23 protein-coding genes are annotated in these 19,120 nt (G+C 36.7%); 3 read left to right on the forward strand and 20 right to left on the reverse strand.

The genetic code is table 11. The features are described 5' to 3' along the window. Positions 1–11: 11 nt before the first annotated feature. The 6 genes from EV142_RS09860 to EV142_RS09885 form a co-directional block, all read right to left on the reverse strand. Positions 12–833 carry a universal stress protein gene (locus EV142_RS09860; RefSeq protein WP_158286314.1) on the reverse strand — a complete coding sequence of 274 codons (822 nt, stop codon included), beginning with the start codon at positions 831–833 and terminating at the stop codon, positions 12–14. Positions 834–871: 38 nt separating this feature from the next. Then, complete coding sequence (locus tag EV142_RS09865) at positions 872–1,237, reverse strand: DnaJ C-terminal domain-containing protein (protein ID WP_132034986.1); 366 nt, start codon at positions 1,235–1,237, stop codon at positions 872–874. Positions 1,238–1,276: 39 nt separating this feature from the next. Next, a complete protein-coding gene (locus EV142_RS09870; protein ID WP_132034988.1) occupies positions 1,277–1,768 on the reverse strand; it encodes a hypothetical protein in 492 nt (163 codons plus the stop codon). A 6-nt stretch (positions 1,769–1,774) separates the two neighbouring features. Beyond that, positions 1,775–2,086, reverse strand: a complete 312-nt coding sequence (locus EV142_RS09875; protein WP_132034990.1) for a hypothetical protein — start codon at positions 2,084–2,086, stop codon at positions 1,775–1,777. Between the two features lie 26 nt (positions 2,087–2,112). Continuing rightward, entirely contained in the window at positions 2,113–2,772 is a 660-nt protein-coding gene (locus EV142_RS09880) for a BON domain-containing protein (protein ID WP_132034992.1), read from the reverse strand. Positions 2,773–2,942: 170 nt separating this feature from the next. Then, positions 2,943–3,626 carry a DUF6629 family protein gene (locus EV142_RS09885; protein ID WP_132034994.1) on the reverse strand — a complete coding sequence of 228 codons (684 nt, stop codon included), beginning with the start codon at positions 3,624–3,626 and terminating at the stop codon, positions 2,943–2,945. A gap of 285 nt (positions 3,627–3,911) precedes the next feature. Here EV142_RS09885 and EV142_RS09890 point away from each other — a divergent pair, with 285 nt between their 5' ends. After that, on the forward strand, positions 3,912–4,514 hold the full coding sequence (locus tag EV142_RS09890; protein ID WP_132034996.1) for a 2,3-bisphosphoglycerate-dependent phosphoglycerate mutase: 603 nt from the start codon (positions 3,912–3,914) through the stop codon (positions 4,512–4,514). A 122-nt stretch (positions 4,515–4,636) separates the two neighbouring features. Here the strand turns inward: EV142_RS09890 and EV142_RS09895 are convergent, their stop codons facing one another. From EV142_RS09895 to EV142_RS09935, 9 genes are all read right to left on the reverse strand, one after another. After that, on the reverse strand, positions 4,637–6,985 hold the full coding sequence (locus tag EV142_RS09895; protein ID WP_132034998.1) for a glycosyltransferase: 2,349 nt from the start codon (positions 6,983–6,985) through the stop codon (positions 4,637–4,639). After that, positions 6,975–8,021: a glycoside hydrolase family 130 protein gene (locus tag EV142_RS09900; protein ID WP_132035000.1), complete on the reverse strand. Its 1,047-nt coding sequence runs from the start codon at positions 8,019–8,021 to the stop codon at positions 6,975–6,977. Before EV142_RS09900 ends, EV142_RS09895 begins: the two co-directional genes overlap by 11 nt. 124 nt (positions 8,022–8,145) lie before the next feature. Then, positions 8,146–8,814 carry a BON domain-containing protein gene (locus EV142_RS09905; protein ID WP_132035002.1) on the reverse strand — a complete coding sequence of 223 codons (669 nt, stop codon included), beginning with the start codon at positions 8,812–8,814 and terminating at the stop codon, positions 8,146–8,148. Positions 8,815–9,011: 197 nt separating this feature from the next. Next, on the reverse strand, positions 9,012–9,410 hold the full coding sequence (locus tag EV142_RS09910; RefSeq protein WP_132035004.1) for a hypothetical protein: 399 nt from the start codon (positions 9,408–9,410) through the stop codon (positions 9,012–9,014). 28 nt (positions 9,411–9,438) lie between these two features. Further along, a complete protein-coding gene (locus tag EV142_RS09915; RefSeq protein ID WP_132035006.1) occupies positions 9,439–9,996 on the reverse strand; it encodes a general stress protein in 558 nt (185 codons plus the stop codon). A gap of 1 nt (position 9,997) precedes the next feature. Next, on the reverse strand, positions 9,998–10,240 hold the full coding sequence (locus tag EV142_RS24660) for a BON domain-containing protein (RefSeq protein ID WP_132035557.1): 243 nt from the start codon (positions 10,238–10,240) through the stop codon (positions 9,998–10,000). Beyond that, on the reverse strand, positions 10,241–10,522 hold the full coding sequence (locus tag EV142_RS24665; protein ID WP_132035560.1) for a BON domain-containing protein: 282 nt from the start codon (positions 10,520–10,522) through the stop codon (positions 10,241–10,243). It lies immediately after the preceding gene. Beyond that, positions 10,501–10,704, reverse strand: coding sequence for a BON domain-containing protein (locus EV142_RS09930; RefSeq protein WP_132035008.1), 204 nt, complete (start codon positions 10,702–10,704; stop codon positions 10,501–10,503). Before EV142_RS09930 ends, EV142_RS24665 begins: the two co-directional genes overlap by 22 nt. A 144-nt stretch (positions 10,705–10,848) precedes the next feature. After that, complete coding sequence (locus EV142_RS09935; protein WP_194100212.1) at positions 10,849–11,385, reverse strand: hypothetical protein; 537 nt, start codon at positions 11,383–11,385, stop codon at positions 10,849–10,851. A 218-nt stretch (positions 11,386–11,603) separates the two neighbouring features. Here EV142_RS09935 and EV142_RS09940 point away from each other — a divergent pair, with 218 nt between their 5' ends. Beyond that, positions 11,604–12,791 carry a PAS domain-containing sensor histidine kinase gene (locus EV142_RS09940; RefSeq protein WP_132035012.1) on the forward strand — a complete coding sequence of 396 codons (1,188 nt, stop codon included), beginning with the start codon at positions 11,604–11,606 and terminating at the stop codon, positions 12,789–12,791. Further along, positions 12,788–13,840: a response regulator gene (locus EV142_RS09945; RefSeq protein ID WP_132035014.1), complete on the forward strand. Its 1,053-nt coding sequence runs from the start codon at positions 12,788–12,790 to the stop codon at positions 13,838–13,840. The genes EV142_RS09940 and EV142_RS09945 overlap by 4 nt, the downstream gene beginning before the upstream one ends. Positions 13,841–13,902: 62 nt before the next feature. Here the strand turns inward: EV142_RS09945 and EV142_RS09950 are convergent, their stop codons facing one another. From EV142_RS09950 to EV142_RS09970, 5 genes are all read right to left on the reverse strand, one after another. After that, positions 13,903–15,456, reverse strand: a complete 1,554-nt coding sequence (locus EV142_RS09950; protein WP_132035031.1) for a L,D-transpeptidase family protein — start codon at positions 15,454–15,456, stop codon at positions 13,903–13,905. Positions 15,457–15,523: 67 nt separating this feature from the next. Further along, the gene (locus EV142_RS09955) at positions 15,524–16,834 is read right to left on the reverse strand and encodes a hypothetical protein (protein WP_132035034.1); all 1,311 of its coding nucleotides are present in this window, start codon (positions 16,832–16,834) and stop codon (positions 15,524–15,526) included. A gap of 16 nt (positions 16,835–16,850) precedes the next feature. After that, a complete protein-coding gene (locus EV142_RS09960) occupies positions 16,851–17,396 on the reverse strand; it encodes a YceI family protein (protein ID WP_209443527.1) in 546 nt (181 codons plus the stop codon). A gap of 79 nt (positions 17,397–17,475) precedes the next feature. Next, complete coding sequence (locus tag EV142_RS09965) at positions 17,476–17,946, reverse strand: Dps family protein (RefSeq protein WP_158286315.1); 471 nt, start codon at positions 17,944–17,946, stop codon at positions 17,476–17,478. 204 nt (positions 17,947–18,150) lie between these two features. Next, positions 18,151–19,116: an MlaD family protein gene (locus EV142_RS09970; protein WP_132035043.1), complete on the reverse strand. Its 966-nt coding sequence runs from the start codon at positions 19,114–19,116 to the stop codon at positions 18,151–18,153. Positions 19,117–19,120 lie beyond the last annotated feature (4 nt).

The raw sequence follows: 19,120 nt of genomic DNA on the forward strand, positions 1-19,120 counted from the left end.
CATTGCTGTGTTTACTTCCTGAAAACTAGTATAGGAGTATTGGTGTCAAAGCCGAATTCTTTGGTTTTACTCGAAAGAAAGTGGCGTTCAAACCAGTCACGGTTCTGCTTGGTAAACATCACAAGCAGTGATGGTCTGAGCTCACGGATATCGATTTGTAAATGATTCAGTAAAGAAAATCCGATGTTTAATTTCTTAAAATTAAATCGCAATTTATCAGATTGATAGCTTTTGGCTGTTTTTTCCAAATCAGCCTTAAAATTACCCTTGTCTAACAGTTCATTGTAATGATAGATTGCAATTTCCGCATCAAACAGAGAGGCAAATTTTTTAACTGATTGGAGTTCAGCACCAATTTTTTTCATATCTGATGCATATAGTAACAGGTCTATTGGTTTCCTTCGATATGAATAGGGTACTACCAGCAGAGTAGTGGGAGATGTTGTTATCAGTTTTGAAGCGGTGGTTCCTATCAGCTGATTAAATATCCCTGGACCTGATGTATTGATACAAATAAAATCAGCATTACATTTTTTTGCATAATTAATAATAGCACTCTCCACGTGACATTGATTATCAATAATGAATTCTATATTACCTGACTGTTTTTCAGTTGCTTTGTAAACTGATAATACAAATTTTTTAAGCTTGTTTTGCATTGTCTCAGTTTTATGATCGTCATGTGCATGATGGGCCAGTGTTTCTAAAACAGTTGGGGTATGTACATTGTAGAATAGGAGTTCACAAGGCGTTTGATCAGCAAGCTGGATAGCAAAACGTATTGCTGATTTTGAGGTATCGGAAAAATCGGTGGTAACAAGTATTTTTTTCATGGCATTTACTTTTACAGTTGGCATAGAGATGGTTTATCTTATGCAGATTTTAATAATTGGGAAAGTTCAAAAAACATTTCTTTTTCGTGATCTGTCAGGTTTTGAGGTATTCTAAGAATATAGGTGATATACAAATCGCCAAAACGATTTTCATTTTTATAAACAGGAAAGCCTTTGCCTTTTAATTTTATTTTCGTTCCGGTTTGCGTTCCTGCAGGTACCTTGAGTTTTACTTTTGTATCAAAGGCATTTATCGAAATTTCGCCGCCCAGTACTGCTGTGAAAAGATCAAGGGGGGTATTGGCATACAAATTATTTCCTTCCCGTTTAAAATCAGGATCATCAGCTATTCCTGATGTCGCCCTGACTCGCCGTTTTGGGCAGGTCGAGAGTTTTATAATAATCTATAAATTCCATAGCAATAGTTTTAGATTAAGATTTTTCTATTTCAGTTTCATTTCATTGACCTGCAGATTTAACTTTTCCCACTTTGCTTTGTCTAAATGAAGTGTGTCGATATCGGTGGTCCACTCCATAAATGGTGCTAAATAATAGATGCCAACAATCCGTTTTTTATATCCAAATGCAAACCGGTCGCCTCGTAGCTGATAATTGACTGTCTGGTTTTTATTTTCAATGTTCCTGTAAAGTACAGTTTGTGTTTTCCAGTCTCCGCCCCATGTAAAGAAGGCCTTTAGTGCGCATAAGATTCCAATGCCCATAAAAACTAAAATCATAGACCAGTTGCTCTGTATTTTTTTTAAATACTGGCCAATAATGATTACAAGTGAGGATACCGCAAAGAAGAGAAAGAAAAAATGCACCCTGTAATCATTAATATGAAACTGAGTATATCTGTTAAGTAATATGATAGTTACGCATACTACAAAAATGATATGAAGCGATAAGGAAGGTTTTCTTATTTGTACTAACATGGTTTCTTATTTATGAATGTTATTGACATTTCTCATGAAATCTGAAGTGGCAGTATCGGCAGCAGTTCCGTATCCATCTACAAGGGTTCCTTTTTCTTTATCATAGGTTTCAATTGCGTACATAATAGCGCTGTCTTCAGGATTTGATTCACCTTCAAAACGATAAAAATGTGTTACTTCTAATTGATCAGCGTTATAATGATTAGCTGATTTAAGAGACAGCATGCTATTTCCATGAACCTCAAATTGGGATGTAAATCCTTGTTTTTCCAGTTCAGCCAGGACAACCACAAGGCTATCCATATTTACTTTTTCCATAATTTGTTTGAATTGATTCTTTATGATTACTGATCAAGAGACACCTGCAGGTTATTTTTGACTTCCAGTACACCTGGGGCTTTCCATGCTATACGGCTTGCTTCATTTTTTTCAAACCAGGATTCCACATTTCCTTTTAAGGTAACCGCATTGTCTAAAACTTCCACAGTAATTTCCGTATTTCCAATAATCCTGTTGCGCTCAATTGCATCTTCAATGTCTTTTTTGTTGATTCGGTCTTTGGATAAAGAGATAATCATGATATTATTAACAATACCTTTGACACCAATGAGAATTTTGACCGCTTTTTTTGCCGCTTCTTTCTGATAGTTCCATTCCAGCGAACCTGACAGGTATACCCAGCCATTTTCTACCCTAACCTGAACTCTTTCATTTGGAATGTCCCAATGCCATTTAAAGATGTTTATAATTTCTTGTGCAATCTCGTTATCTGATTTATGTGGCCAGTCGTTTAGCAGTACTTCAATTTTTTCTACAACTGCCTTTACACCCAGTACATTTTTAGCAGCTTTTTCTGCCTCTTCTTTTTTGACATAACTGTTTACCGAACCTGTAAGGGTAACTATGCCATCAATAACCACCACCCCAATTTCTATCCCCGATAATAAAGGCTCCCAATTAATAGCTTCGATGACTTTTTTTTGTAATTCTTCATTGGTTTTCATTTGCATGTCAATTTATTAAGGCAAAGGTGTGTTTAATTTGAGTATTTGAAAATGACTCCCATCATTCTCAAAGCTGATGGTGATTACTTCCTGATGCATACGCAGTATGTAAATTCACTTTTCAAATACAGCAAAATAGGGCAAAACAAATCCTGCTTGCAGATGATTTTTTAGTGCTGCTCCAGGGCTCTCTGCGCATATATATCTTCGCGATGGCTTATTCTTATTTCGGACATGATTAAGTATACTGACAGACTGATCACAGAAGCAAAAAAGCACCATACCGATACCATATAACTTTCATAAAAAATAGTGGTAACTACATAAGATATCAGCACTAAAACCCCTAGCCACCACATGCGTCTTATATGGGAAAAGAAGGGCGGAAGAATTGTCGCAACAATATAAAGAAATCCACCCAGTATTCTGAAAGTTTCCGGATAGGTCTGGATATAGGCTATGTGATAACAGTCAATTTCTGATCTGATATTGAAATTAAAGAGGCAGTAGGAGAGGTACACCGACACAAGTACTCCAATTCCTACCAGTATTTTTTGTATCTGTTTTCGGGTTTGTTCTTTCTCCAGCATAAGTATGGAAAGCGGAACCCAGACAGGCCAGAGAATCTGCGCGATAATCAGGTAAAAATAAGTGATGTCGGTTTGCAGGTACGACCATTTCGCATCGGGAATGGACAGCCATAAAAAACCTTCGGCAAACTGCTGTATAGCAAATATTAAAGGGATCATGGCAAACATGGTCTGTGAGGGATGCTGTACTTTTTTTATCGAGACAATACTAATGACTGTCAGGATAATACCGGCACTAAAGCTTGCTGTAGCAGAAAAACACATATTGAGATAGATTTTTAAGGTTTGGAATTGGCTGAATTTGTTTTGACTTTTCTGCCTACAGTATCCATAAGTATGGTTGCTGTTAAAGCGGCTAATGCGATAAGCGCGAATATTGTTCTCATGATTTTTTTTTTAAGGATTTAGGATTAAATTCTTTGTAGATTCCTGCAAATTTGGTGTAAGCAGGCCAGTGCATCAATGATTAGAAACATGGAAATAAGTGATTTACGACACTTTTAGCCTGTTTTTTTTACTGTATTTTTACTATGTTTTTAAAGAAAAAAAATGGCGTTATTAATTTTTGTCAGACATGGACAATCCCTTTACAATCTGGAGAACCGTTTTACAGGAACGCTGGATATTTCCCTAACTCTGCTTGGAAAAGAACAGGCAAAATCTGCGGGGGGAAAACTCAAAGGATATGTTTTTTGCATGGCATATACTTCAATGCTCATAAGGGCACAGGAAAGTCTGGAGATTATTCTAAAGGAAATGCATGTCAAGATTCCAACTGTAAAAAACAGCGCTTTTAACGAACGGATGTATGGTTCACTGCAAGGGCTCAATAAAGAGGAAACTGCAAAAAAGTACGGACTTGCTCAGGTAGAAATATGGAGAAGAAGTTATGATGTCTGCCCACCCGGAGGAGAAAGTCTACTGCAGACCTACAACCGCGTCATTCCTTACTATAAAACCCAAATCGAACCTAAATTAAAAATGGGGCAGAATGTGTTAATAGTAGCTCATGGCAATAGCTTAAGATCCCTGATGATGTATCTTGAAAACATCAGCCCGGTTGATATTGTCAAAGTAAATATTCCCACAGGCCTGCCCCGAGTATATGATTTCAACAATCAGTTACAGCTCTCGGGGGTAAAGTACCTTTAAATTAAAGCAATAATGAAATTTTCTTGCAGTTTAAGTATGGTGTATAAATCTGATTACTACAGTTCCTGGTTGTAGCTGCAATTTCATTTTATTTTAAGAAGCATTTTTGATAATGATATATATTACACTCCAATGGCTTCAAGGAGATTGATTTTGTTTGTATTTTTATGATGCTCTTTTTCAGAAAAATATTTTTCCATTGTTAGACGAGCCATCAAATAACTTACGGTTGATTCTGCACCCTGGTTCAGATTAATATAATTTTCTTCCAAACCATCATAACATCCGCCAGTGCATGGATTATATATGATCTGATTCAAATGATTGTTCCCTAAGAACCAGCTAAAGGCGATTTCCATTTTTTCCAAATAGGATGAATTTGTAAAAACAGTACTAAATCTGTCAAGAGCAAGAATAGTATAAGCAACATCAATGGGCTGTTCTCCGCCTAGAGTTTCTTTTTTTTGCATTTTAGAGTCAAGCCACCCTTTGTTTGATATTACTTTGATTTTATCCTCGGTAAAAATATGAGATAAAAGAAAATCGAAGGATTCTTTGGCAACTTCTTTATATTGATATTCACCTGTAGCCAGGTAGGCACAAAGAAGTGCTTCAGGTATGATGCTGTTCCCATAAGTCAGGTAACTTTCAAACCATTTCCAATGTGATTTACATTCATGTCGGTACATTTCCACCAATCGATTTGACAGCAATTTAATCAGTGCAGTATTTTCAAAATTGACACTATTTTTGTTACGATAATAAATACCTTTAATGATAAATGCCATCGCTCTTGTTGAATGGATAGTATTGACTCTTGTCAACGCCTTATTCATAGTTATTGCTGCATCTAAAGTAAATCCGATGGGAAAAATATTGGAAAGAGACAGCATGAAACCCAGGGACCAAATTGCCCTTCCATTGGAATCTTCCAGATTTTCATTGTTTTGCATGGTAAATTTTTCTTCTTTACTGACATAGTTCAAAAAACTCCCATTTTGCTGCAGGCAAAATTTGATAAAGCTGTAATATTTTATTATTAGCTCTAAATCTTCCGGATTTCTTTTTAATTCATAATGCTGGCAGACAGCCACTAATGCACGCGCGTTGTCATCCAAAGTATAGCCTGTATTCAGATCAGGATGATTAATGACCGAAAATTGTATCATAGCAAATGAAGTGGTCATTTTTTTGAGATGCTCCAAATTAATTTTCGGAATTTTGTAATGTAATGCTATTTTTTTTCCGATCGTTTTTTTAAATAATCCCGCATGTTTAATTGCAGAGTTTTCCCATGCTGTAGGGGCCATTTTATGTATGCCGTTAGCAGAAATATTTTTGCGCAACTGTGAATTTTTCAAAAGCATCATGACCTGCTCAGCCAATTGCACCGTATTTCCAAATTCAATAATAATCCCTGTTCCATCCTCAAGTACTTCAAGGGCGTGCGGAATAGGTGTAGATATAATGGGACAGCCACAGCTTATAGCATAGGAAAACGTACCGCTTACTGCCTGATGCGGGTCATTGGAGGTAAATAAATATATATCTGTAAGCTGTAGATATTCCAGTAACTCCTCTAATGGCAAATATGAATTAATGAATTTAACGTGCGCTTGCAGCCCTAAGATTTCGATTCTCTTTTTAAGAAAATCACGGTATTTCTCCCCTTCATTTTTAACTACTGAAGGGTGCGTTTTTCCAATAATCAGAAATAAGATATCTGGATTCTGACTGGCAATAACTGGTAATGCATCTAATGTGGTTTCAATTGATTTTCCGCAACTAAGGAGTCCAAAAGTAGATATTACCTTTCTGCCTGAAAGACCATACTTTTCTTTTAAAGTTTCTTTTTCCATATGTTTGACCAAATGGGTGCCGTGGGCGATAACCGTAATTTTGTCCGTAGCAATGCCATAGACGCTCTCCAGTATTTTAGCCGATCTTTGGGTCATGACTATAAATCCGTCGATAAGTGCATCCATTGCCATAATGTTTTGTTTCATCCCTTTATCCGGATTTGGCAAAACAGTATGAAGGACGATTAAAACGGGTTTTATGGATGACTTTAAAAATTGGATTAAATCGACTTCATTGTTTTTAAACAGCCCGAATTCGTGTTGTATTAAAAGTAGTTCGACTGCTTTATCATTATTACAGTAGTCGGAAAGTTTATGATAGGAACCCGGAAGATCTGTTTTAAGAATTTGATCAACAATAGCGCCATAAGTGTAGTTTTCGTTGGTTGGTTCCAATGCTGCAACCTTTATGGTAAAAGAGCGTTCAAATTTATTATTTAAAGCAGCGATTAAGTCCTCAGAATAGGTTGCAATGCCACATTCCCGGGCAGGATAGGAGGTAATAAATATAATTTCAGGAGTTTTATCTTCCTTATTTTTATGTGAAATAGCTCGATTGTCTTTCTTTGCCCATAGGCTGCTATGGCTGCGAAGCGGAGTATTAATTATCATTTTTTGTAGTATTAAGCATTAATTCATTGATTAAACCAGATAAGCTAACCGATACGCAGGCTATGTGTTCATCTGCAGCGCCATAATAAATATATAAAGTGTCCTTAAAAATAGCTGTTCCTGTTGGGAAACACACATTGTTTACTTCTCCTTCCAGTTCCCAATCCCTTTTTGGACTAAAGAGAGGATAGGGAAGGCGGGCTATTTCGATCTGTGGATTATCTAGATCCAATAAAGCTGCACAGGCTGAATATATGCGTCCCTTGATACTATCTTTGACGCCATGGTAAATAATAAGCCATCCGTGTGGTGTTTCTATTGGCGGACATCCCCCGCCAACATAGCTGGATTCATGATCGTACCTTGATGTTAGTAAGATATGGTCATTAAAATTCAGGAAATAATTTTTGTAGAATGCAGGTGTTAAATCTTTTAGTGATTTGACTGCAACAATAATCTGTATTTCTGGTTTGATGCGATGCATAAAACAGAACTTGCCATTAATTTTTCTTGGAAAGAAAATTACATTTTTATCCGATAAGAGTATTTTTTTACCTTCTTTTTCAGTAATTCCATTTTGCTGGTTGTATCTGAAATATTTGCTGCTGATGTTTCTTTTAGAACTGGTCAGCTCACTAAATTCTTTATAGGTTATAGTGGGTACTATTATCCCTTTTTTTTCAAAATGAATCAAATCTTTTGAAACTGCCAGGCAGCCCAAGGCATTTACCCCATCAAAAGCGGTATAGGTCATATAATACAACCCTTCTATTTTTACAATTCTTGGATCTTCCAATCCATGACTTTCATAATTAAATTCAGCAGAAAGAATAGGTATGCTGTCACGCTGTATAACACTCAAAGGACCGTCTAGTTTACAATAGCCGATTGTTGAATGGTTACCCTGGCTCACAGCGCGGTAAAAAAGATGAAGCAAATCTCCGCTTTTGACAACAGCCGGATTCATTACACCTTCATTCTCAAAGACAAGTTCCGTTTTCTCAAGTACAATTCCTTCTCTTTTTATCGATATCATTATGCTGATTTTAAATAATTAAGGCAGCCTTCCGGCACGCTTTATTTTAGTACAATTCTGTAATTATCCACAGCTGTAATAAAAATCGAGAGCAGTCAGTCCCCTCTATTTTTATTATTTCAGTTTACAACGAGGCATAATCATATTCTATAACAAGATCATTATCAATAGACCATATACCCGGAGTTTTCCAGACGATTTGTTCCACCTGATCTTTTTGGAAAATAGAATCGACAAAACCTGTAAGCTTTACATGGGTGCCATCTACTATGACTGTAATCTCTTTCTCATTTACTCCCCAGGCTCTTTTGAGTGCTTTTTCAATGTCCTTTTTTTCGATTGCATTTGCAATGTCCGATTTGATTTTAATATCATTAGTAACACCTCTAACTCCCGGAAGGTAACTGATACAATTTTTTGCATCCTGTTTTTGAAAATTCCAGGTCAGTTCGCCTTCTAAATTTACCCAGCCATCTTCTACCTTTACTTTTACATGGTCTTCCGAAACAGCCCAATTATCTTTTAAGGCTTTTAAGACTTCGTTGGCAATATCATTATCTGTTTTGGTAAGGTTATTAGAGTATTTAATCTCTATTTGCTCCACAACCGCTTTTACGCCAGCCACATTTTTAGCGGCAGTTTCAGCCTCCTTTTTTTTGTAATAACCGTCTACGGTCCCCGTTAGGGTAACCACTCCGTCTTTTACGGTTACTCCAATTTCTGCAGCATGCAAAAGCGGTTCCCATTTAATAGCATTCTGAACATCCTTCTGTAATTCTTCGTTGGTTCTCATAATTGTGTATTTAAAAATTATAATTCATTTTAGTAACTCCTGAAAGGAAAATTTTCCTGCGAATACTAAGGTTTATTTCTCATAACGGAAATACAATCCCCAGATAATACTGAATGCTCTGATAACAAGCAATAGCTTTGATTGCAATTCCTTTTTGCAGGGTATAGCAGTTTATTTTAAAAAGAATATTTTCCATTTTAACTATTCTTAAAGTCAAACTTTTTAAAATGTTCCCCAACAAATATTTGTTGCTGATCACATGTCAATTTATCGGTGTTTTCGGCATCGATTTTAATTTTGCCAAAACTATTGTCTTTTTGCAAAAAGTGCAGTAATTCAGTTTTTGCTGTAGTAGGTCCAAATAATAGCAGTTGATTAAAGTCAGCGGCTATGGCTGCAATTTTTTTAAAATAAGCCCTTTGTTTGTCCTGCTCTTTATGATGCATTTCATTTTCGCTTCTTTGCAGCGTTTCATGTTTGTCCTGAATATCAAATTCAGAGATTATAGACTTTGGCTCTTTATCACTGCCTGAAAAATCGATTAAATTTGCGGCGGCATGATCTAAATAAATGCCTAATTGTTTTATAGTTTTCATTTTTTTTAAGGTAAAGTTTTATTGCTTTTTATTGCGTTATTGCTGCTTCAATTTCCTCAGGAGAAATATCGTTTTCTTCTTTTATACCGTTTTCTTTAGGGATATGGATGCCGAGTACTTTCCTGGCTTTTTCGTTGTTAGCTTTGCTCCCATGTACCAATAACATAAATTTACCTGCCTTGATTTCAGTTTCATATTTCAGTACCTCATGATTTGAAATTCCCAAGCTTACGAGTGCCGCTGCAATAACACTGGTGCCTCCCAGTAATGCTGCACCTTCAAGCGCTCCAATAATGGCTGAAACAAGAGGCCCTGCTACAAGCAGTGGGCCAAGTCCGGGAATAAAAAAGAAAGCAGATCCAAATAAAAGCCCCCAGAATCCTCCCCAGAAAGCACCAAAACTGCCCCATTTTTTCATGCGGTCTCCAATATTATAATAACCTGTTACGGTCTCCTGAGAATGATAATCCGATCCTATGATTGATAGTTGAGTCATATCAAACCCGCTTTTTTCAAGTTTCTTAATCGCCGTTTCAGCTTTAAGATGAGTAGTGTAAAAGGCAACCAATGTATTTGTGTTTTTCATATTAATAAAATTTAGCGAGCTGTTTATAAAAAAGATTCAGTGTTATTCTTGTATTTTCATGGATTACTTTGAGATTGTTTACCACATTTCGTACTCCGGGCGTTTTCCACGCAATTTTTGCAGCCAGCTCTTTCTGATATCTCGAATCCACAGTACCTTCCAGAGTTACTTCATTTTCGAAAACTTCTACTGAAATGCCTGCAAGATCAATTGCGGTATGGTTTTGAAGAGCACGTTTGATAATCTATTTATTAATCGGGGCAGTAAGGCCTGATTCTATAGAAATATTATTGAGCACACCCTTTACGCCAATCACATTATTTACCGCTTTTGTTGCGGCCTGTTTCTTATGCCATTCCAGCTGTTCGGTAAGAGTTACGTATCCATTTTTTACCTGAACCTGAATGCTGTCGTTTATCGTGTTCCAGTTCCATTTGAAAGCATTTAGTATTGTCTGGGAAATATCATAATCGTTTTTTTGTTCCCAGCTATTTGTTTTTATTTTTATATTTTCCAGGACTTCCAGGACTCCGGGAACCTGTTTTGCCGTATTTTTTGCTTTTGTTCTTTTTTCGGGTAAATGACAAAGCCGCTTAAGGTGATAATACCACCATTTGCATTAACTTCAATGCATGTTGCATTTAACTGAGGTTCCCGGTTGATAGCATCCTGAACATCTCTTTGTAAAATCTCATTTTTTTTCATCATCGTTCATTTAAAATTTAATAAGCCAGAGATTTCTCTTATTTATTTGCATTGCAAAGTTGGAGTAACGGTATAGGATTTGAAATGACAGACATCCAAAATAAAAATGATGTAAGGCACTTTTCATTATATCATGTGGATATTAAACTAAACCGAGACAAAAAAGGTTTCCCTATTAAATTTTCCCGACTCAAAATGCCAATCCAGATTAATTACTTTTTTGATCACTTTTTTCAGTTCTACCGCATCGTTTGATTTCTTAATGTAAATGTTTGCCCCTGCAATGAAAATAGCTTCATTACTAAGCTTTGCCAATGGATCATAAACTATAATGGGAAGATCTTTGTTTTTCCTGTCATTTCTTACAGAAACAATTTCATCCAGGCATTTGAAGCTTTTTTCATTTAAATTAAAAAACAGCATTGGACTAGTTATAGGCTCCTCTTTCAAAAATTTCAAGCATAATTTTACATTTTTAAATACGGTAATGGGATACTTAAAATCTAAATTGCTAAGGACAATGTGAAAAACATCTGCTATTTTATAATCATCTTTATAAGTAGTATGCTCCTTTTTTTGGTATTGTTGTACATAAGAATACTTTTTTGGTTTCGATGTCAAAGAAGCAACATATGTCACTAATTGGAAATGAGTTAAAGCAGAACAAAAAATGATTTGTATCACTTTGCTGGCTAGGAATTAATTGAAATGAACCAAAGTTTTGTAATAGCATATATGCAGTGCAAATGATGTATTGAGTAAAGAAAATGTTGTGATAATACCATATATTGTTAATTCATTGACAATGTGTTAATTGTGTTGCAATATTCACATAAAAAGCTATTTACCGGTTTAAAATAGCCGACCTTTATAAAGATCATCATAATTTGATCACTGTGGTGATGGATAATGCAGCCCTATTATATGCTCTTGTACAAAATGCTTTGGATGGTATCATTACCATTGATGACGCAGGGACAATAGAAACTATTAATCCAGCTGCCTGTGTACTTTTTGATTACCAGCAACAAGAAGTTATAGGCCATAATATTTCAATGTTAATGCCTTCGCCTGACCGTGAGAAACATGATAATTATTTGAGTAAGTACAAAACAACGAGAAAAGCCAGCATAATTGGTGTCGGCCGTGAACTGATAGGAATGCGTAAAGGCGGTCAGCTGTTTCCGATGAAACTTGGGGTTAGTGAGGTTCAATATTCAGGCAGGACCATTTATGCCGGATTTATTCATGATTTATCCCAGCAGAAGGTGGATGAGGAGCGCTTTAAAGATTATGCAGCACATTTGGAAGAACTTGTAGAGGAGAGGACTAAATCACTAAATGATACGATTTTTGCGTTGGAGAAAGCGAAAGAGAAAGTGAGTATTTCCCTGGAGAAGGAGAAAGAGCTCAGCAAATTAAAAAACCGTTTTTTATCGATGGCCTCGCATGAATTTCGCACACCGCTGAGCACCGTACAGTTATCAGCCTCGCTAATTGAAAAATATGCTATACCCTTTACCAGTGAGCCCATTAATAAGCATGTTGGCAAAATTAAAAGTTCAGTGATGAGTTTAACGGCTATCCTTAACGATTTTTTGTATGTTGAAAAATTGGAAACAGGGAAATTAAAAGCCAGCTATACCTGCTTTGACCTCGCTAAATTTGGTGAGGAAATAAGTGAAGAGATGCAGCTTCTGGCCAAGCCAAGCCAAAATATTGTGTGCAGACATTTTGGGATTCAAACGATGATATATCTGGATGCCAATTTATTAAAGAATTGTGCCATTAATTTAATTGGAAACGCAATAAAGTATTCCGGTGATAACTGCTGTATCGATTTTACAACAGAAATTAATGATGTAAGCTGTATTATTTCGGTTCATGACGATGGCATAGGAATTCCTCTGGAGGAGCAAAAACATTTATTTCAGGCTTTTTTCAGGGCACATAATACCGGCACTATTCCCGGGACCGGACTGGGTTTAAATATAGTGGGCAGATATGTATCTCTGATGAAAGGGACTGCAGAATTTAACAGTAATGAAATAGAAGGAACATTATTCACATTAACATTTCCCATCTCATGAGTAAAGTACTAATTATCGAAGACAATATTGACATTAGGGAAAATATTGTAGAGATCCTTAATTTAGCAGAATACACCGTTTATCAGGCCAATAATGGCAAAGTAGGTGTAGAATCTGCTATTGCGAACCTGCCCGATATTATTCTGTGTGATATCATGATGCCGGAACTTGATGGTTATGGTGTATTGTATATGCTTAATAAAAATCACAAAACAAGCAACATTCCCTTTATTTTTATAACGGCAAAATCCGAAAGGCCAGATTTGCGAAAGGCAATGGAAATGGGAGCAGATGACTACCTGACTAAACCTTTTGATGATATGGAGCTTTTGCAGGCCATAGAAAGCAGGTTAAATAAAAAGAATTCCCAAAAAGATTTCTACAGCCAGTCCCTTGGGCGTCTGGAGAATTTAGTGGGGGACAAGGAAGGACTTACGGAACTTAAAAAAATGATAGAAGATCATATTCACAGACCTTTTAAGAAAAACCAGATTATTCATTATGATGGCGATCGGGCTATCGGGATTTACCTTGTGATCTCAGGTAAAATAAAAACAGTCAAGATGTCTGAAGACGGGCGTGAACTTATGACCGGAATGTATCATGCTAATGATTTTATAGGAGTAAACACTATTTTGTCTGATGAAACATATACGGATACTGCAACTGCTTTGGAGGATAGTCAGGTCTGCTTTTTCCCTAAAGAGCAGCTCGAAGAATTATTAAAATTATACCCCGATGTAGCTGAAAAATTCATTAAAATCCTGTCGAATGAAATCCGTTCCAAAGACACTCATTTACTGCAGCTGGCTTATCAATCGGTCAGAAAGCGCATAGCGGAATCCTTACTTAGACTTTTCCGTCAGGGAGAAACGGCCAATGGTGACAGCATTAATGTCACCAGGGATGATTTGGCTGCCATGTCAGGAACTGCTTCGGAAACCGTTAGCAGGACACTGACTGAATTCAGGAATGAGGGATTAATAGAAAAAAAGGGGAGCCAGTTAAAAATTCTAGATTATATGAAAATAAGCAAGATGAAGAATTAATATAACAGTAAAGAATATTAACAGGCTCTGCCCAGATTTTTTAAAACAATACGTTATAAGTATCAGTTCTCGAAGAGAACCTTTGCAAGAGCATTGTCACGATTATAGAGATCATCATAAAATGCAATATTACCGCTGCCGTCAGCCCATGCAGTAAAGTAAGCAATATAAACAGGAATTTTATTCTCAAGTACATAGGTATTTTCTTTTCCCAAATGCATTGCAGCATCTACTTTTGAGCTGTTCCAGTTGGCTTCTTTTTCCATAATGGCCACTGCCAGATCACGTGCTTTTTCTACCCGCACACAGCCATGGCTGAAGGCTCTTTTATCTTTGCTGAAGAAAGATTTGGAAGGGGAATCATGAAGATAAATGTTATGGGAGTTTGGAAACATGAATTTGACAAGCCCTAGGGCGTTGCTGCCTCCGGGTTTTTGTCTGACCTGCCCGTTATGCCATTCCATATTCTGGTTTTTTAGGTAATTTGGGTTTTTCTTTACTTTAGGCAGAATTTCTTTTCTAAGGATACTGGACGGTACATTCCAGTATGGGCTGAAGGAGATATAACTAAGGCTGCCGCTGAAAACAATAGTTTTATGAAATTCCTTTCCCACCACTACTTTGGAGGTAAGATAAGGTTTTCCTTCACGGAAATAAAGAAGCCTGAAAGATGGTATATTCACTGCAATATATTCTTGTGTGTTATTAATTTTAGGATTGATCCAGCGGCATCTTTCCATATTAACAGAAATGGTCTTAATTCTGCTCTCCACCGGAACATTCAGCATTTCAATTAACCTTCCTGTGATTTTGGCATTAAAATCATGATTTTGAGCTGTTCCGTATGCAGTGATTCCATCAGAGACTGTCTGATCGAAAAGAAAAGATCCGCTATCCTGATTTATATAACCTTCAACAAATAACCGGGTTCTGATCTGCTGAACGGTAAGAGAAGAATCACTGGGCTGCAGTGATTTAATTCCTTTTTCGAGCTGCACCAATTTCCATCCTCCGTTTTTTTCAATTTCCAAATATTTTTTTAATGCCTGTCTGAGCGGATAATATTGACTGAAATATCCATGTTTAATTTCTTTTTTGAATGCAATTTCCTGCATCAGTGAATCCACATCAGCTGTGTTGGCTGATTCTCTGGGGAGAAACCAGCCCGTTTCCTCGCTTTTTCCTACGGTAAAGCCATTGAAAACTTTAGAGGTGTAGAAAAAATACATGCAGCTAATCAGCAGCTCTGTTTCCTGGTTTGGAATTTTACTAGTCTGTTTTTCAAAGATTCTTGTAAATTCCATCTCATAGGGTATCGTTACAGGTACACCTTCTTCTCTCATCTGTTGCACTTGTTTGTACAGTACGAATGTAAATTCAATAAGTCCTTTCTGATCGTACCAAGTATGATTAGAGTATTTTCTATAGAGCAGTTTTACCTGAGCTTCATAGGGCTTGAATTTAGGAAATGTTTCAAAAAAAACAGGGATTTTTGTTGTATCTATCTGAGCTGCGTAATCTGTCTGAAAATGTTTTGAACCAGAAGCGACAGGACTTACAGAGGCCATAAGCCAAGAGCTGTACATTATCAGAGACAATAAATAGCTATATTTCATTTTTAGGATATTAATTTAAAATGCTAAGCATGTTTTTCTTTTTTTATAAAATAAACGGCCAACCTGTTTAAAATCCTACGGTAGCCTCCAGCATAAAGCCGTCGAATTGTCCGCCATGTCTGATATCCGTATCCTGGAAATTTTCATATTTCTGATTCACATATTCGGCTTTCATCAGGATATTTTTAGTTAAAAACCACCCTGCAGAGGCTGTCACACGAGTGATTTTCTGGTCATCTTGATTTAGCGGGGAATCAGTAAGCGTATTGTACCTCCCTGCAATCCAGAAATTCTCTTTTCCGGCAGGAAATCTGTAGATCAAATCAACGGCAGACTGCACCACCTGATGGGGATCTGCCTGGGTAATTTTTCTTCCTTTGGCAACTTCATAAGTTCCAAAAATTTCTAAACCTTTAAACTTCAAAAAAGGATTAAACATGAAGGCTGTCACCTGCTGGCTGAATTCAGGATTGTACCGGCCGGATCTGAAATTATCGACTGCTGTTGCCTGGGTATTTTCCATTACATAAAAATAATGGGAACCTGTTCGGTCACCTGCAAAAAGGGTATTGTTCAAAGCTCTTTTTACGTGGTAAAAGGAACCGGTAAGCCTTAGTCGTAAATCCTTGTCGAATTGTTTGTCATAACCTATTTTGCCATGTAATGCAGGAGTGGGTTTGTTTAATTCTCCTGTTGCCGCATCTATCTTGGTAGAAACCACCACAGTTGGGTTCAGGGCGCCATTTGTGAGTCCCAGCATTATCATCATTCCTGAGCTGTCATGGTAATATACTTCACCTCCAATTTCAGTAGCAAATTCATCCATGATGTAATTTTCAATGAAAGGGTTATAGATCGCATTGCCTCCGTCACTTCTCCTAAAGTGCTGATCCCCGTAATCCACGTCATAGGCGCCTACTTTAAGAGTTACATATTTCATTGCCTGATCTATAAAACTGCTTTTTAGAAAAGAAAGTTTATCAAACTGAATATAACCGCCCTTTACCCAGGTTTCCTCATGGTGTCTGGATGATAAATAAATAGTAAGGTTCATTCGGATTCCGTCATCGAGCTGGGTATCGAGATTCAGATTGGCCATAGCCAGGTTGAATCCATTGGTAATATCAATAAGCTCATTGCTGTTTACATTATCAACCAGTACAGGAGCTGCTGTATTTTGATGGTTTAACCCCTGGAAATCCAAGGTTAAATTCCCTCCCATTTTTACGGTGAAGCCTTCAAAAGAGGAACTGTCCTGCTTGGTGGTTTCAAAAACATTGATTCCCCTTTGGTCATTGTACCTAAAGTACTGCATAGGTTTCTTTTGTGCGTTTGCGAATGCTGTGCAAAGACACAGTAGCAATAATATATTTTTCATTTGTAATGTTTAGGAATTAATATTTTTCAAATTGCAGCGAAAACGCAAGGGTAATTGCTTCTCCGGTCTTCATGATTCCCCCCATAAAAACAGGCGGAGTAACGTTGTAATCCTTCATGTTGATCTGATAGTTTCCATCACAGCTCATGCTTCCATTCTTATTTTTAAAACAGTATAAATCAATAATTACATCTTTGCTAACACCAGCCACGGTGAGTTTTCCTTCTGTTTTTATATGTGATTTAGAATTAGTGAAGCTCATAATTTTAGCCTGGGTCTGTTTGTAGAGGATTTCCTTAAACTCGTCAGTTTTGAGTGCTTTATAGGCATTTTTATCTAATTTTTTTTGGCCGCTTTTAAGGGTAAGAACCGGTAAATTGAATTCCAAAGAGCTTAATTTTGAGACTTGATCATCAGCACCGATAGTACAGGAAGCTTTTCCTGAAAAAGTCGAGGTCCTCATCTTCCAGTCGTGGAAGGAAGAAGTTCCCGATATCTTCATTTCATTGGCTGTGGATTTTCCAATCTTGAAATTAGATTGTGCAAGAATTGTCTGATTCATGCCTAAGAGTATTATCATTGCAAGCAGCAGCCTGAGTATTACTTTAGTTTTCATTGCGTCGTTTTATACATTAAATTTTTTATTTGAGGTATGAGCGAAGAAACCAGGCCATTTTCTCGTGACTTTCGGTTATGGTTACTACAAAATCGTCTGTCCGGCTGTTTTTAGATGCGGTTTCCAGCAGCGGCGTATTGGTTTTGAGAACTGTAATAAGATTTTCATGGTCCCCCAGCAATTCTATGAGACAGCCTTCTCGATCATTTATTTTTTTCTTTCTTTTATTGAATCGGTTAACTTTTAGAAAAGCCTTTAACATGACATCTGCATAATGCCCTGAAGCATGAACACGTTTTTCGATATGTTCAATTATGAGGTCTATTTCACTGGACTGAGCGTTAAAAAAAAGATATTCGTCTTGAAAATCAATACCCTGAAGGTTCCATTTTGCATTTTTGGTTTTGGTTAAGAGAATGTACTCATCGCAAAGGATACTCGAGAGTTTATTGGAAATTTTTTTTATACGGGCTCTGTTTGATGTAGTGGCTGTCATTTGATTCATTTTAGAGTATTGGAATTCTTAGCAAAGTTGTATCAATTACAGGCAGTGATAAATGACAGCCAGCATGTCAATAGGTGATGGTTGTTACTTATTGATAATTGGATAGGTGATGCTTAGCGGAGCCATTTCTTTTTACTGACGTACTTCGCGGCGAAAGAACACCTTATTTTGGATTCTGGTCTATTAACTTTTAGATTATTTATTTGCACTTACTGTTTTCTGTAGTTCTAATGCTTTTTTTGCATCTTGTTTTTTCTTTTTCTTGAAATAACCTCTAAGGAGAAAATTCTGCTTGGCAGCCTGTTCTATTTCAATTAAATTTTCAGAACCTGTCTGTAAATTAGTTAACGTCGAGTCCAGCGAATTGGCTAATCTTTCATTATTGATTAGTTTTGGCAGGATGCCTTTACCAGTATTTAACTTTGCAGTAAAAACATTTAAATCAGAAACACTGCTCTCAAAACCGGACAACGATCTTTTGATACTATTGGCATAATAAGGATCAGTCATGAGTTTTGATAGTGTCCCGTCTTTGTCGTTGATCTTTTTTGTAAAAACGGCAAATTCGTTAGAGCTTGCCTTTAGGTTATTCATTGTGACATCAATGCTTTTTGCAAAATTTTCATCGGTCAGTACTTTAGACAGTGCCCCTTTTCCATTATTGATTTTATAGCTGAATTCAGATAGCTCTTTGGTAATTATCTCAGCATTATCGATACTTTTTTTAAGTCCGGAAATTAAATCTTCCAGTGCGGCTGCTTCATTAGAGACAATCATGTCACCATCCTTTACCATCAGGGCAAGGCCATTTCTGGGAGATATTGTCAGTACTTTATCTCCCATTAGTCCATCGGAGCCGATACTTGCCAGTGCATCGGTTTTGATGTATTGGTGCACTTCTTCCCTGATTACCATATTCACTACTACTGTAGAGTCTGAAATAAACGATATGTCTTTTATGGTACCAATAGTTATTCCCGACAATAACACATTATTGCCTTTTTTTAATCCGCTGACGTTTTTAAATTTTGCTTTTAAACTGAAGGTATCGCCAAAAAGGTTTTGGCTTTTGCCGATGAAATAAACAGCAACAAGAAAAATCGTCAGTGCAGCAATGACAAATAAGCCCAATTTCCAGATATAATCTGATTTTTTCTTCATGATG

Origin of the sequence: Flavobacterium circumlabens (assembly GCF_004345565.1) — a bacterium.
In the GTDB taxonomy this organism is placed as follows: Bacteria; Bacteroidota; Bacteroidia; order Flavobacteriales; family Flavobacteriaceae; genus Flavobacterium; species Flavobacterium circumlabens.

Bases quoted from the DNA above. Each gene is read 5' to 3' on its own strand.
- EV142_RS09965 (WP_158286315.1), bottom strand. From the start codon at position 17,946: ATGACAGCCACTACATCAAACAGAGCCCGTATAAAAAAAATTTCCAAT.
- EV142_RS09860 (WP_158286314.1), bottom strand. From the start codon at position 833: ATGAAAAAAATACTTGTTACCACCGATTTTTCCGATACCTCAAAATCA.
- EV142_RS09885 (WP_132034994.1), bottom strand. From the start codon at position 3,626: ATGTGTTTTTCTGCTACAGCAAGCTTTAGTGCCGGTATTATCCTGACA.
- EV142_RS09875 (WP_132034990.1), bottom strand. From the start codon at position 2,086: ATGGAAAAAGTAAATATGGATAGCCTTGTGGTTGTCCTGGCTGAACTG.
- EV142_RS09900 (WP_132035000.1), bottom strand. From the start codon at position 8,021: ATGATATCGATAAAAAGAGAAGGAATTGTACTTGAGAAAACGGAACTT.
- EV142_RS09915 (WP_132035006.1), bottom strand. From the start codon at position 9,996: ATGAAAAACACAAATACATTGGTTGCCTTTTACACTACTCATCTTAAA.
- EV142_RS09945 (WP_132035014.1), top strand. From the start codon at position 12,788: ATGAGTAAAGTACTAATTATCGAAGACAATATTGACATTAGGGAAAAT.
- EV142_RS09970 (WP_132035043.1), bottom strand. From the start codon at position 19,116: ATGAAGAAAAAATCAGATTATATCTGGAAATTGGGCTTATTTGTCATT.
- EV142_RS09950 (WP_132035031.1), bottom strand. From the start codon at position 15,456: ATGAAATATAGCTATTTATTGTCTCTGATAATGTACAGCTCTTGGCTT.
- EV142_RS09910 (WP_132035004.1), bottom strand. From the start codon at position 9,410: ATGAAAACTATAAAACAATTAGGCATTTATTTAGATCATGCCGCCGCA.
- EV142_RS09880 (WP_132034992.1), bottom strand. From the start codon at position 2,772: ATGAAAACCAATGAAGAATTACAAAAAAAAGTCATCGAAGCTATTAAT.
- EV142_RS09930 (WP_132035008.1), bottom strand. From the start codon at position 10,704: ATGATGAAAAAAAATGAGATTTTACAAAGAGATGTTCAGGATGCTATC.
- EV142_RS09870 (WP_132034988.1), bottom strand. From the start codon at position 1,768: ATGTTAGTACAAATAAGAAAACCTTCCTTATCGCTTCATATCATTTTT.
- EV142_RS09905 (WP_132035002.1), bottom strand. From the start codon at position 8,814: ATGAGAACCAACGAAGAATTACAGAAGGATGTTCAGAATGCTATTAAA.
- EV142_RS09895 (WP_132034998.1), bottom strand. From the start codon at position 6,985: ATGATAATTAATACTCCGCTTCGCAGCCATAGCAGCCTATGGGCAAAG.
- EV142_RS09940 (WP_132035012.1), top strand. From the start codon at position 11,604: ATGGATAATGCAGCCCTATTATATGCTCTTGTACAAAATGCTTTGGAT.
- EV142_RS09960 (WP_209443527.1), bottom strand. From the start codon at position 17,396: ATGAATCAGACAATTCTTGCACAATCTAATTTCAAGATTGGAAAATCC.
- EV142_RS09890 (WP_132034996.1), top strand. From the start codon at position 3,912: ATGGCGTTATTAATTTTTGTCAGACATGGACAATCCCTTTACAATCTG.
- EV142_RS09955 (WP_132035034.1), bottom strand. From the start codon at position 16,834: ATGAAAAATATATTATTGCTACTGTGTCTTTGCACAGCATTCGCAAAC.